This window comes from Paenibacillus sp. J5, assembly GCF_054955055.1.
This window is the reverse complement of the sequence record NZ_JBUEDD010000011.1, coordinates 111762-125485: the sequence shown is the minus strand read 5'-3', so window position 1 is coordinate 125485 and position 13724 is coordinate 111762. Positions and strand designations below refer to the sequence as shown.

Annotated in this window: 10 protein-coding genes; 8 read left to right on the top strand and 2 right to left on the bottom strand. The window is 51.5% G+C overall.

All coding sequences use genetic code 11. The features are described from left to right. The first annotated feature begins 157 nt into the window (after positions 1-157). From ACY1JZ_RS19835 to ACY1JZ_RS19800, 8 genes are all read left to right on the top strand, one after another. Positions 158-1081 carry an ABC transporter permease gene (locus ACY1JZ_RS19835; RefSeq protein ID WP_270167274.1) on the top strand — a complete coding sequence of 308 codons (924 nt, stop codon included), beginning with the start codon at positions 158-160 and terminating at the stop codon, positions 1079-1081. A gap of 29 nt (positions 1082-1110) precedes the next feature. After that, positions 1111-2004 (top strand): carbohydrate ABC transporter permease, encoded by an 894-nt coding sequence (locus tag ACY1JZ_RS19830; RefSeq protein WP_462630652.1) that lies wholly within the window; start codon positions 1111-1113, stop codon positions 2002-2004. A 77-nt stretch (positions 2005-2081) separates the two neighbouring features. Continuing rightward, a complete protein-coding gene (locus tag ACY1JZ_RS19825; protein ID WP_270167276.1) occupies positions 2082-3686 on the top strand; it encodes an extracellular solute-binding protein in 1605 nt (534 codons plus the stop codon). Between the two features lie 247 nt (positions 3687-3933). Then, entirely contained in the window at positions 3934-6207 is a 2274-nt protein-coding gene (locus ACY1JZ_RS19820; protein ID WP_462630651.1) for a helix-turn-helix domain-containing protein, read from the top strand. A 284-nt stretch (positions 6208-6491) separates the two neighbouring features. Continuing rightward, positions 6492-8120, top strand: a complete 1629-nt coding sequence (locus ACY1JZ_RS19815) for an extracellular solute-binding protein (RefSeq protein ID WP_462630650.1) — start codon at positions 6492-6494, stop codon at positions 8118-8120. Positions 8121-8163: 43 nt separating this feature from the next. Beyond that, complete coding sequence (locus tag ACY1JZ_RS19810) at positions 8164-9060, top strand: ABC transporter permease (protein WP_462630649.1); 897 nt, start codon at positions 8164-8166, stop codon at positions 9058-9060. 99 nt (positions 9061-9159) lie between these two features. Next, the gene (locus ACY1JZ_RS19805; RefSeq protein WP_462630648.1) at positions 9160-10032 is read left to right on the top strand and encodes a carbohydrate ABC transporter permease; all 873 of its coding nucleotides are present in this window, start codon (positions 9160-9162) and stop codon (positions 10030-10032) included. Between the two features lie 841 nt (positions 10033-10873). Continuing rightward, the gene (locus ACY1JZ_RS19800) at positions 10874-11161 is read left to right on the top strand and encodes a hypothetical protein (RefSeq protein ID WP_462630647.1); all 288 of its coding nucleotides are present in this window, start codon (positions 10874-10876) and stop codon (positions 11159-11161) included. 77 nt (positions 11162-11238) lie between these two features. Here ACY1JZ_RS19800 and ACY1JZ_RS19795 read toward each other — a convergent pair whose 3' ends face one another. Both ACY1JZ_RS19795 and ACY1JZ_RS19790 read right to left on the bottom strand, forming a co-directional pair. Next, positions 11239-12030 carry a response regulator transcription factor gene (locus ACY1JZ_RS19795; RefSeq protein ID WP_462630646.1) on the bottom strand — a complete coding sequence of 264 codons (792 nt, stop codon included), beginning with the start codon at positions 12028-12030 and terminating at the stop codon, positions 11239-11241. Next, the gene (locus ACY1JZ_RS19790) at positions 12008-13723 is read right to left on the bottom strand and encodes a cache domain-containing sensor histidine kinase (protein ID WP_462630645.1); all 1716 of its coding nucleotides are present in this window, start codon (positions 13721-13723) and stop codon (positions 12008-12010) included. The genes ACY1JZ_RS19795 and ACY1JZ_RS19790 overlap by 23 nt, the downstream gene beginning before the upstream one ends. Position 13724 lies beyond the last annotated feature (1 nt).

Here is a 13724-nt window from a genome sequence, read left to right as displayed (position 1 = left end):
TTGTTCACTGAACAATTCTCCATTTCGTTCACATTTCTTGAATAGTTGCTCTATTCGGGGGGTGAACATCTGTCGTACACTAAGTGCACAAGGCCAACGGGCCACACACGACAACCACGACGAGTGAAGCTGTGAAGGAGAAGGGAGAAGCATCCTCATGCTAAAAAAGAATGGATTCATTAAGGAGCTTGTGACGAATCGCTTGTTGTTTCTCATGCTGCTGCCGACAATATTATTTTTCCTGCTTAATTCGTACACGCCGATGTTGGGCATCTATTATGCCTTTACCCGGTTCGAGTTCAACACCAGCCTGTTCGATATGCAATTCGTCGGATGGGATAATTTCAAGTTTCTGGCCCAATCCGGCATCCTCATGAAGCTTACTATTAATACGATCGGTTACAATCTGGCCTTCATCCTGCTTGGCAATGTGCTGGCGATTGTACTTGCGATTCTGGTAAGCGAGCTGAGAATGCAATGGTTCAAGAAGCTGTCCCAATCCATTCTGTTCCTGCCTTATTTTGTATCCTTCGTTATTTTGAGCGTTATCGTCTATAACATGTTCAATTATGAGAACGGATTCCTGAACTCCACACTGGAGCGTTTTGGAGCTGAACCGGTGGATGTGTATAATACGCCATGGGTGTGGATCTTCCTCATCATTATCTTCTACCTGTGGAAAAACCTTGGATATAGCATGGTCATCTACCTTGCCTCCATCACAGGGATTAGTGAAGAGTACTACGAAGCGGCCAAAATTGACGGGGCAAACATATTCCAGCGCATCTGGTATATCACCGTTCCGATGCTGAAGAATACGTTTGTGATGCTGCTCCTGTTCGCGCTTGGAAGCATTATGAAGGGCCAGTTCGACTTGTTCTATCAACTCGTAGGCAACAATGGCATGCTGTATGATACGACAGACATACTCGATACCTATGTGTACCGTTCACTCAAGGTAACCTTCGATATTGGGATGTCCACTGCAGCGGGATTGTACCAATCGCTGTTCGGATTCGTCCTGATTATGACGGTAAACTATATTATCCGGAAAATTAATGACGAGTATGCGCTGTTCTAAGTGATTATTCATACAGGAGGCTTTATGCGATGAAAATAAAAGACGACCAATATATGATCTGGTTCCGGCTGATTGCTTACGTGGTCATAATCATTACCTCGGTCGCGTGCCTGTTCCCGTTCTTGCTGATCATCTCGGCGTCATTTACACAAAATGAGGCCATAATACGAGATGGCTACAACCTGATCCCGACCGTGTTCTCGCTGGAGGGCTACACGACGATCTTCAAGTTCCCGAAGCAGGTATTGCAAGCCTATGGTGTGACGATTACGACGACTGTTGTCGGAACAACGCTTGGTCTGTTCCTCATGACAATGGCAGGCTATGTGCTCCAGCGCAAAGACTTTAAGTACCGCAACTTCTTCTCATTCTTTATCTACTTTACAACGCTGTTTGGCGGCGGATTGGTTCCTTGGTATATCCTGATTACCAAATATCTGCAATTGACGGATACGCTGACTGTGCTCATCTATCCAGGGCTTATGACACCGTTCCTGATTATTCTAATGAAGAACTTTATTCGTTCCGCTGTACCCGATGAAATCGTTGAATCCGCCAAAATTGACGGCGCCAATGATTTCACAATCTATAGTCGCATTGTGCTCCAACTGTCGCTGCCAGGCATTGCAACCGTAGGCCTGTTCCTGGCTCTGAACTACTGGAATGACTGGTTTTCTTCGTCCCTGTTCATTAATGATACGTCGAAGTACCAGTTGCAATACTATCTGTACAATGTTATCAACGCGATGAGCTTCCTTGCCCAGATGGGTGCAGGCACTGGCGTATCGCTCGGCAGCGACATGCCGACCGAGTCGATGAAGATGGCGATGTCGCTGATCGTTACCGGCCCGATTCTGTTCTTGTATCCTTTCGTGCAACGTTACTTCGTGAAGGGATTAACGATCGGGGCTGTCAAAGGTTAGGTTAGAACCGGGCGGGGGCGCTGCCCCCGTACTGGCTAACATAGATGAAAGAACCACCAAAAAAAGGGAGGATTCATATGAGAAAGACAACGATGCGCGCAGTAAACGTAATGCTCACTCTTATGCTTCTCATTTCCGTGCTGGCAGCCTGCTCAGGCGGCAACAGCGGAAGCACAGGCAGCACGAATACACCGAAGGAAAATAACACCCCTGCTAATTCAGGAAGCGCTTCCGAGGGCAACTCGGCAACGGGTATCGACACATCCAAGAAGGTGGAGCTGCAATTCTACATGCTGGGCGATGCGCCGAAGGACCTGGCTATCATTCAGGACGAGATCAACAAGATGGCGCTGCAGGATCTGAACGCAACGGTCAAATTCAACTACACCTCATGGACAGATTGGGATCAAAAATACAAGCTGTTGCTCGGCTCCGGTCAACAGGTGGACTTGATCTTCACTGCCGAGTGGACGCAGTACCAATCCTATGCGAAGAAGGGTGCCTTCCAGCCACTGGATGAACTGCTGCCTAAAGCAGCTCCAACGCTGTATTCCTTCGTGCCGGAAAATATGTGGGAAGCGGTTAAAATCGACGGCAAAATCTTCACCGTCCCAGCAACTTATAAGGAGTACGTAACAGATGGCTTCGTATGGCGCGAGGATCTGCGTGAGAAGTACAACCTGCCGAAGCCGGTAGACCTGGAAACGTTCGAGCAATACCTGGATGGCATCAAAAAGAACGAACCAACGATGACTCCGCTGTCCATGAACTCGGATGTGAAAACAAACCTGATGGATCGCTTCAGAGGCATCGCTCATGATCCGATCGGCGCGCTGCCTTACGGACTGGGCGTTCGTTATGAGACACCTAAGGAAGTATACAGCTACTGGGGCTCGGATGAGCAGAAGCAGGACCTCGTAACGCTCAAGCGTTGGCAGGATAATGGCTATATGGTGAAAAACGTGCTGGCTGTGAAGGATACACTGCAAGATCAGATCACGAGCGGCAAGGCATCCGCTATTCTGGGTGACAATCCGAACCGCTTCAATGACATGGTGATCAAAATCCAGACAACACATCCAGATTGGAAGCTGGCTTATCATCCATTCCCGCTGACGAATGGACTGGCGACTCCAGTTCACCCGATTCATAACGGATTTGCGATTCCGACAAGCAGCAAAAATGCAGAGCGCGCTCTGGCGTTCTACGAGAAGATGGTAACCGACAAACGCTACAATCAATTGACGCAATACGGTATTGAAGGCAAGAACTATGAAGTTAAGGACGGCTACTATTCCATGCTTGGCGATGCTAACTCCAATGGCTTCGCGCGCGAGGGCATGAATGGTTGGGCATGGCGTAACCCAGAGTACATGCTGTTCGACAAAAACTATGACGGCGTGAAGGCCATCTTCGACGAGCTGGACAAAATTCAAGTACCGGACAAATTCACTGGTTTTGCTGAGGACTACACATCCTACCAGGCAGAGCGCGCAGCGCTGGAGCAGGTCGAGAAGCAATATCTGTTCCCGCTTAATGCCGGTCTGGTCAAAAATATCGATGAAGGCTTGAATACCTTCATGGAGAAGGCGAAGCAAGCCGGACTTGACAAGATTCAGGAAGAGTACAAAAAGCAATGGCTGCAATACGTGCAGGATCAAGGAATTAAGGACGGCAAATAAGCAGATTAGCTCTAGCTCTCTAAAGGAGCTGGCTAATGAATGGCAAGCTCTCCACTGGCGATGTACGCTGGTGGAGGGCTTGTTTGGCGTGGAGGGGGAATCGATGAATATCAGGGTTGGTCATTGAATAAAGCCAGCATTTCTCTTACAATAAAGGAAAGCGCTTTCCTATAATATTAAAGGTCCGTTTCATGCGGTAGCTTAACAAGATAGGAAGTTGAATTCTGCAGGAAAGAGGAGTGGAACTGTGAGGAAGCCCAACTGGTATTATCGCATGCTGCTATCCTATTTTCCGATTTTTTTATTCACGGTTACGATTCTCGTCTTCCTGTCCTTCACCATACTCAATGAAATCTCGCATCAGGAGACGGTGAAGGCAGACCGGATCTCTACGGAATATGTAGTCGATGCGGTCGATCGGTCGTTGCGCGGCATGGAGCTGGGCATTCTGGAGGACATGGAGAAGAATGAGCTGTTCCGCCGTTTCCTGCAAGGCTCCGCGGGAGAAGATGCGACGCAGGGTGTCTTCGAGGCGGCGTCCAGATTGCGCCAGTTGACTGTCAATGACAGTCTGATCCACTCGGTCTATCTGTATCGTCGGGCTGATCAACGTGTGCTGACGCGTAGCGGGCTTGAGGACCTAAAGCACTTCGCAGACCGGGATTTTGTTGCGGAGGCGGAGCGGCTCGGCCATTACAGCCGCTGGTCTACGATTCGGGACTTTAAGGAGTTCAGTAACGAACTGCCTAAAGAAGTGATCACAATGTATAAGCCGGAGCCCTTGCCATTTGGTACGGATGGGTTGCTGTTTATTAATGCGGACGTATATGCCATCGGACAATTGATCCGTTCCATGAACAATCAGGAGCTGTCCTTCCTGAACATTCGAGATGACCAAGGTAAGCTGCTGTTCTCCACACGGGCGGTGGAGGGGGGCGAGATTCGCTCTGGAGAAAGTGTGCTGAATGTCGTGCAATCTGAATTGACGGGCTGGCACTTCGAGAGTGGTATTGTCGGAGGTCAGTTGTTCATGTGGGTGTCCGTCATCTCTTATGTGTGGATTGCGATCGGCATCGGAACCGTGTTGTTCGCCGGCTTCTACATTATCTATATTACGCGCCGCAACTATAAGCCGATCCGGGTCATGATGAACCGGATTGAGTCGATTCAGCTAAGGCATGATAGCTTCGGGATGAGGCTGGACGAGCTAAGCCAGATCGATCGGACGCTAGAGGGGCTCATCCAGCAGACGGTGGACTACGAGAAGCAGCAGCGGGAGAACCTGCTCGTCACGAGGCGGCAGTTGTTTGTTGATCTGACCGAGGGGATTGCCAAGGGCGATCTGCTGCAACAGTTCGCTCATCTCAAGCTGTATCCAACACATGGGGCGGCGGCCTTGGATAAGTGGGCTTATGTAGCTGTGGAGTTAAATGAGTATACCGCATTCACGCAGGACTTCACGGACCGCGACCAGGCGGCACTCAAGTTCGCGATCGTCAATGTGCTGCAGGAGCTGGCGCGCGGCGAGCAGATGGAGGGCTGGGTGGAATGGACGGGAGACCGCCGTATCGGCATTATGATCGGTCATCGGGGCACAGGGGGAGCGGCAGCGGTGAAGGCGGATATCGGCAGATTTGCGTCGGCGGGTGCCGACTGGATCCGGGAATATCTGCGAATGGGACTACTGTTCGGCATCGGGCCGCTCGTACCGCTTCAGGAGATGAACGCCTCATGCAAGGAGGCGACGCAGGTCATGAGGCATAAGCTGGCGCTTGGACGGGAAACGGTCGTGATGAGCGATGATCTGCCACGCCATATTGAGGGCAGTTGGTATCGTCATCTGCAGTTGGCGTCAAGCATCGTCCGTGAATTCCGGTTGTCGACAGGGGAGTGGCGCGAGCAGTTGGAGCAATTGATGCAACGGGTCAGGGAAGAGCGTCTGAAGGATGAGGAGATTCGTCTGCTGCTGCACACGCTGCTGGAGATGCTGGGGACAGAGCTGGGACACCTGTCGGAAGAGCTGAGAACGTATATCCAGGGGGAGAAGGCCGAGCTGTGGAAGCGAGCACTTGAGGAAGTCGGTACACTCGATCAACTTTCAACCGTATGTCAGGATTATATGACAGAGCTGTACAGAACGTATGTGGCGATGTGTGAGACGAAAAACCATCGTGCGATGGTAACGGAGATGCGCGGCTATATCGAGGAGCATTTTCAGAACCCGGACTTGTCCCTGAATCATCTGAGCGACCGATTCCAGATCTCGCCCAAGTATGCGTCTTATCTGTTCAAAGAAGAATTCAATATGAAATTTGTAGATTTTCTAATTCGTCTGCGTATCATGCATGCGGAGCAGCTACTGGCATCGACGGCGCGGCCCGTGCAGGAGATCGCGACAGAGGTAGGGTATGCGAATGCCATTACATTTGGCCGAGTGTTTAAGCGGGTGGTAGGTGTTACCCCTGGTGAGTTTCGCAAGCTAGGAATGACCCCGTCTGAGCCTTATGCGAAAAAGGTGTAGTGCACGAAACCGGTTTATCCCGCCCGTCCGATCAGCAGCGTAAAGCCAAGAGCAAAAAGGTTTAGCGCGTGGAAACATGTTTATTGCCCGTTGTTCGCCAGCCATGTCATACTGTGGTCATTCCAGGCAGGGCTGGCTGCTTAGCGTTGAAAGCGCATACTATCCTAGTGTGTTCCAGAAATGGAGGCGGTAAGCGGATAGCTCACTTACGCTTCCGGCACAATACGGATCATAGGCAAGAGCGCTGCCGGGGATAAATTCGGATAGATAAAGGGGCTGGGACAATGAAGGACGTCCATCAACACAACACCGCGACACCATCACGGAAGACCAAAGCCATGCCGGCAATCGCCATTGCACTAATCTGCTCACTGCTGCTGGCAGCGTGCTCCTCCAAGCCGGAAACGCAAGGGGGCGGCAGTAATGCAGGGGAGAAGGAACGGGTAACCTTGAAGGTGGAAATATTCGACAGGGGGAATTCACCCAAGGGCTACACGATTACCGACAACTACTGGTCGCGTTGGGTTCAGGAGAACTTCGGAGCTCCACGCGGCATCGACGTGCAGTATGTGCCGGTGCCTCGTTCCGAGGAGGTCGAAAAGCTGAATGTGCTGATGGCCAGCGGCGGCGGCGTTCCAGATATTGTATTCACCTATGACACCAATACGTTCAATCGCTATGCGAAGCAGGATGGATTGACCGACTTGAAGGAGCTGCTGGACCAGCATGGGCCGAACCTGAAGAAGCTGCTGGGTGACGATGTGCTGGACTATGGGAAATACGATAACAAGCAGTTCGCCATTCCAGCGAGACGCTCGAATACTGGCAAGTATGCCTCCTTCATCCGCAAGGACTGGCTCGAGAAGTTGAACCTGCCCATCCCGCAAAATGCTGACGAGCTGTACGAGACGCTCAAGGCGTTCAAGGAGAAGGACCCAGGCGCTACCGGGGGCCAGGTCATCCCGATGGGAATGACGATAGCATCTGCTCAGTACGAGCCGTTGCTGTGGAGCTTCATCAAGCCTCTCACGGAGGAGGAGCGCTACACGCTGACCCAGCAGCTAGGCTCGAACGAGTACCCTGTGCTGCTGCCAGGGTTTAAGGATGGACTGCGATTCATGAACAAGCTCTATAACGAGGGGCTGATGAGCCGTGATTTTGGGCTGGACAAGGACAAGAAGAAGCTGGGCGAGGATATAGCGACAGGCAAGCTAGGATTTTTCAGCGAGGATGACATCAATATTTTCTATGAGAATGGTTCCTATGATTCGCTCCAGAACAATGTGCCGGGTGCAGTCATCGAACCGATCGATGTATATAAAAATGAGGAAGGAATCTACGCCAAGCCGCAATATGCACCAAACGGGATGTATATTATGATACCAAAATCAAGTGAACGCGCGGTGGAGGCGATCCAATATCTCGACTGGATGGCTCAGGAGGATGTACTGTTCACGATTCAGAACGGGGTAGAGGGCGAGAACTACGATCTTGTTGATGGCATCCCGGTGACAAAGAACGATCAGACAGAGGAAGCGATTAACCGGATGTTCAATGTCGGCGATCTGGCCATCGTATCCAACGGCAAGCAGTTCGGCAGTCTGGAGAAAAACCTGCAGGCTCGTGCGTATCAATTCCCGCAGAAGTTTCTGGAGCAGGTCACGAAGGCGCAGCAGATTGCCAATACGGATACGATCCCGCTCGTGCCGATGCCGCGACCGATCGAGGCGCAGACCAAATTCGGAACGGCCCTGCTGGATAAGTTCAATGAGATCATCGTGAAGACAACGATGGCCAAGCCGGATCAGTTCGACAGTATCTATGAGTCCATGCTGGAGGATTACATGCGCAATGGCGGCCAGGCGATACTGGATGAGCGCAAGGCGGTCTATGAGGAGATGAAATCGAAGTAGGCTCGCGGCACTGCCTGCGTGGTCAGGAAGGAGGAGAAGGCCGATGGGCACCTATATGCGGAGATATTGGCAGCTATATGCGCTGCTAATGCTGCCAATTGCTTATTTTCTAATCTTTAGATATGGCCCGATGTACGGGATTCAGATTGCATTCAAGGATTTCAACTTTTTTCAAGGGATTACAGGCAGCGAGTGGATCGGCCTGGATGCCTTCAGGGAAGTATTCGCGATGCGGGATTTCCATCTCGCATTGCGCAATACGCTGATGCTCAATTTTCTCGATCTGCTCGTCTCATTCCCGGCGCCGCTCATTCTGGCTGTCCTGCTGTTCGAGATGAGGCACCAGTGGTTCAAGCGGCTGTCGCAGACAATTCTGTATATCCCGCACTTTATCTCCTGGGTCATCATTGGCGGTATCGTATACCAGGTGTTCGGCACCCAGTCCGGGATGATCAACAATATGCTGAAGGCGCTCGGATTAGAGGCGATCCCTTTTCTGACGGAGAAGTCGAGCTGGCTGCTTACGTACCTGTTCGTCGGTGTATGGCAGAGCGCGGGCTGGGGCACGATCATATACTTGGCGGCGCTGACGGCGATCAACAAGGAGCTGTTCGAGGCTGCGCAGATCGATGGCGCGGGCAGACTGAAGCGAATCTGGCACGTGACGCTGCCGGGCATTAAGCCGACGATTGTCGTACTCCTCATCATCAATCTGGGGCATATGATTACGATAGGCTTTGAACGTCCGTATGTTATCGGCAATCTGGCCGTCCGCGAGTACGCGGATGTGCTCAGCACCTTCGTCTACCGTATCGGCCTGCAATCCGGTCAATATACGCTCGCTACGGTCGTCGGGCTGTTCCAGGCTGTTGTCGGACTGGTGTTCGTGCTAAGCGCGAACTACCTGTCCAAGAAGCTGACTGATGAGAGCATTCTGTAGCACAGACCTGCAAGCGCGCAGCCCGGGCGCTGCCGCACCACAGGTTCGGCGGCGCCCGCGGCAGGCTGTGCTGCTGTAGAAGAAAGGAGTGGAGTGCCGATGAAAGAGCATACGGCCAATAAGATTTTTGATGGCGTCAATTTCGTGGTGCTGCTTGTATGCACACTGCTGTGTCTGGCCCCGTTCGTTCATATTGTTGCCATCTCCTTCAGCTCTGCGCCAGCGATCTTGTCCGGCAGTGTGAATCTGCTGCCGGTAGAGTTCGAGCTGGATGCTTATCTGAAGGTGTTCACAGATCAGTCGATGATCCGCGCGCTTGGCTTCACAATTATGCTAACCGCCATCTTCACCGCGCTGTGCATGATGATGACGATTGCGATCGGCTACCCGTTGTCCAAGCGCAATCTGAAGGGACGTCAGGTGTTCATGTTTATCGTTATGATCACGATGTTTTTCTCGGGCGGCATCATTCCCGAGTACATTCTGATTCGCAACTTGAATCTGCTTGATTCGATCTGGGCACTGGTGCTGCCGGGGCTGATCAACCCGTTCTACCTGATCATTATGATCTCCTTCTTCAAGGGCATCCCTGAAAGCTTGGAGGAATCGGCGGAGATTGACGGCAGCAGTCATTTTCGCACCCTGCTTCACCTAATCATTCCGCTGTCGCTGCCCGTCATTGCGACACTGAGTCTGTTCTATGCGGTTGGACGGTGGAATGGCTTTACGGATACGCTGCTCTACATTAACAGTCCTGAGCTGTACCCGATCCAGCTCAAGCTGTATCAGATGATTCAGAACAACATGGTCACCGATCTGATGAAGCTGGAGGGTGCTCAGATGGGCAAGATGGTGCCGGAGAGTCTGAAGGCGGCCAGCGTCGTGTTCGCAACGGTGCCCATTCTCATCGTGTACCCATGGCTGCAGCGTTATTTTGTAAATGGGGTAATGCTAGGCGCGGTGAAGGGGTAGTGGGACGGTTGTGGTGAGGCTGCATAAACATTTTTGTACAGATCAGTGCGGTTAATTTACTTAATATAGAAAATACAATATAGTGTTGATATCCTTTTCAATGGATTTAAGGACAGGTTTACCTTTCTAATCCATTGTAAAGGATTTTTTTATTTTCCAAAGCTTAAATAAACAGAATATTATGAATGTTAAAGTGATAACAATGGGACGCTAGTGAAATTGAACAATAAAATAGAAATTAAAGTCAGCTAAACAGCTAGTCAATAATGACATGGGGTTGTGATCTCATTTATAAAATGCCTCAATTGCAGACGTATTCCGAAAACGGTCCGAATAGAACATATTGATGATTATCCTAGACTTGAGACATTTCTAGAGTCCTTCCGTGATAACGAATTAGGTCAGGCCAGATTTACTTAATTGAACAAGATAAATTACAGGCTTCTTTGGTTTGGTTTGTCCCTATTGGTGTAATTATAGGTGAATGGCTGCTTTCGCATTTGCTAGCTGCGGCATTAGCAGTTATGATTGGTGGTGTAGCATATGTGGTTTCTTCTGAAATTGCAGCGTCGTTAAGAAACGATAGTCGATATGATCATTACATGGCCAAGATCATGCAGGGGAAACTTTGGATTGGAAATTCAGTAACATTATCACAGGCGACTGCAAGGCTTGTTAATCCCATATTGGTAAATGGAGAGGATGTTTGGTCCAGAAATTACTCCCTAGCAGCAGAAGTAGCGAGAGTAGCTGGTGGGTATGTAACTCCAGTTGGCCCTGAGTTAACATGTAATCTGATAGTACAATTCTTTCAACTTTGTTTAATGATGACGAACGAAGAATGCATGCTGAAGTAAGGCAACGCAATGCTATGGAGCCTACATCATCACAATCTGAGATCAGAGCATCTGAGCTTTTTTGGAGAGATATTCAAGAGGGGCATTTCCTGCAACTTGTACTCGAAAGTGAAGATGGGGAGTATATTTCTTCGTTTACTTTACAAGGTTTAAGTGAAAAGATGTTACATCAACTGATCATATTTAAGGGAATCTCACCCGAAGAAGGTTACATAGGGAATCCCGCGTATGAATTTATATTAGGTATTCTGCACAACAATGAATTAATTTAGTTTTTTCCTTGCCTATATTAACAAAAAGCATCGTAAGAATCCTTCATGAAGATTCTGGAACGATGCTTTTTGGCGTTTCACGCTTCCTGCATGTAATAGCTGCGAAACTCGGTCGGGGTGAGGCCGGTCCATTTCTTGAATAGTGTGCTGAAATAGCGTGAGTCGGGATAGCCGACCCGCTCGGCGACCTCGTATACTTTGATGGCGGGGTCAGTGAGCAGGTCGGCTGCTTTTTTGAGCCGATGATGCGTGCAATATTCCAAGAAGGTGTAGGAGGTCTTGCTCTTGAACAGCTTGCTCAGGTAGCTCTCGCTAATGTACAGATGATCAGCAATATCCTTGAGCGAGAAATTGCGCTCGATATGGCAGTTGATATAGTCGATGGCCGCTTGCAGGTAACGGTCATTGGGTCGTCCATTCTCATAGGAAGCCAGCCTTCCGTAGAGCTCGGGAATGCCGGACGCTTGTGTCGCCATCGCCAGATCGTAACGCTTCTTGCGGCGCACAGCGTCCGACGCCTTGAGCAGGATCGCCTCCAGCTCCTCATCATCGATCGGCTTGAGGATGAAGCCTTGCGCACCCAGGTCGATGGCGGCCTTGGCATACTTGAAGTCGCTGTAGCCCGTAATGAAGATGAATTCCGTATCCACCACTGTCCGCACCTCCTGCATCATCTCGATGCCAGTCAAGCCTGGCATACGAATGTCGGTGACGACAATGTCTGGCTGCAGCTTGCGAATCAGCTCCGCTCCCTCCCTTCCATCTGCGCACTCCCCAACGACCTCACAGCCGAAGGTATCCCAGGGCGTCGTCCATACCAGCCCCTTGCGCAATGTCAGCTCATCTTCAATGACCATCACCTTGAGCACTAGCTTCACTCCTCTCGTCGAATCTCCGGTAGGGCGCGCGGAAGCTGATGCGTGTCCCTTGCCCTGGCGCGCTCTCGATGCTCAGCCCGCAGGCTTCGCCATAGTAGAGCTGAATACGCTTGTGAACGTTGCTGATGCCAATCCCATCCTGATGCTGTTCGCTGCGGATGCGCTCCAGCAGCTCCGGCGGGATGCCAGCGCCGTTATCCGCAATCTCGAACTCAATCTCCTGATCTGCCGCGACTGCGGAGATGCTGAGATAGACGTTGCCGCTCTGATTCTCGAAGCCGTGAACAATAGCGTTCTCGACGAGCGGATGGAGCAGCAGCCGCGGGATGCGAGCGTCGCGGATGCCGGGATCGACACGAATGTCCAGAAATAGCCGGTCCTCGAAGCGAATTCGCTGAATGTACAGGTAGTTCTCGATCAAGTCCATCTCCGAGCCGAGCGTCGTCTCCTCCTCATCCACATGAATCATGCCGCGAAGCAGCTTGGCCAACTGGACGACGATAAGATTGACTTCTTTGGTCTTATTCAGCTTCGCATTCCACTTGATCAGATCGAGTGTATTGTAGATAAAATGCGGGTTCAACTGTGCCTGCAGCGCCTTCATCTCCGCGATCCTCAGCCGCTGCTGCTCCTCCTTGGCGCTGGCGATCAGGTCGATAATCTGTGAGACCATCGAATTAAAGCCGCTGCCGACGATGCCGAATTCATCCTTGCGGTTCGACTCGATCCGCGTGGACAGATCGCCCATCGTAATGCGCTTCATCGCATAGGCCAGCTCGTTCACCGGCTTGAAGACGTACTTCGATATTCTGTAGGCGCAATAGACGCATATGAGCAGACTGATCAGCCCGGCGATGACGAAGAGCAGTTGAATGTAGCCGATGCTCTGTCTCACCAGCGTATCCGGGGAAAAGGCAACCGTGCGCAGCGTAAGTCCGGTGGACAGGGCGCTCTGCGACAGCCAGTTGCTGCCCGGCTCATCAGCGGCGCGGCGCAGCGTGCCCTCCCGCTCGGGGTAGCGGGTATCGACTAGCGTGAACCCGTGCTCGTCGATGACGATAAAGTCCATCGCGTAGGGGGTATCATCTGCACTGATCAGATCAAGCAGATGGCTGCGCGTGACATCGACGATCATATAGCCCAGCACCGCCCCCGAGCTGCTATGCACCGTCTGCACCAGACTGAGGACGACCCTTCCGCGCCCTGGCGCCTCATACGTCTGGGGGTAGACCTGCATCTCCCCTTCCTGGCGATGAGCCGTGCGGAAGATTCCCCAGCCGCGATGCTTCTGCGGATAATACATGGCGGGCAGGGGGCTGGTGGAGAAGTGCAGGCTGCCATCTGCGCGGATGATATAGAGCGCGGGCTTATGCTTCTTGCCCGCGAGCAGCAGATGCATGCGCTGCTCGATGTTTTTGCGCTGGTGGTCATCGCCGCTGATCAGCGCTTGCCTAGCCTCCGGCAGATCGCTGAGTGTGCCCAGGATGGTGCGGTACTCTTCAGCCAACAGGTCGAACCGCTCCGAGATGGCGGCCACCTTCTGCTGAGTCTGCATGCTATATTGCTCTTGAAAGAAGCGCTTGGAGAAGCCATAGGTGATCGCGCCGATAATGACCAGCGGAATGACACTGACCAGCAGGAAGAAGAGGAGCAGCTTGGAGTAGAAGCTGATGGGTCGGTTCATG

Bases quoted from the DNA above. Each gene is read 5' to 3' on its own strand.
- ACY1JZ_RS19825 (WP_270167276.1), top strand. From the start codon at position 2,082: ATGAGAAAGACAACGATGCGCGCAGTAAACGTAATGCTCACTCTTATG.
- ACY1JZ_RS19815 (WP_462630650.1), top strand. From the start codon at position 6,492: ATGAAGGACGTCCATCAACACAACACCGCGACACCATCACGGAAGACC.
- ACY1JZ_RS19810 (WP_462630649.1), top strand. From the start codon at position 8,164: ATGGGCACCTATATGCGGAGATATTGGCAGCTATATGCGCTGCTAATG.
- ACY1JZ_RS19830 (WP_462630652.1), top strand. From the start codon at position 1,111: ATGAAAATAAAAGACGACCAATATATGATCTGGTTCCGGCTGATTGCT.
- ACY1JZ_RS19835 (WP_270167274.1), top strand. From the start codon at position 158: ATGCTAAAAAAGAATGGATTCATTAAGGAGCTTGTGACGAATCGCTTG.
- ACY1JZ_RS19790 (WP_462630645.1), bottom strand. From the start codon at position 13,723: ATGAACCGACCCATCAGCTTCTACTCCAAGCTGCTCCTCTTCTTCCTG.
- ACY1JZ_RS19800 (WP_462630647.1), top strand. From the start codon at position 10,874: ATGCATGCTGAAGTAAGGCAACGCAATGCTATGGAGCCTACATCATCA.
- ACY1JZ_RS19805 (WP_462630648.1), top strand. From the start codon at position 9,160: ATGAAAGAGCATACGGCCAATAAGATTTTTGATGGCGTCAATTTCGTG.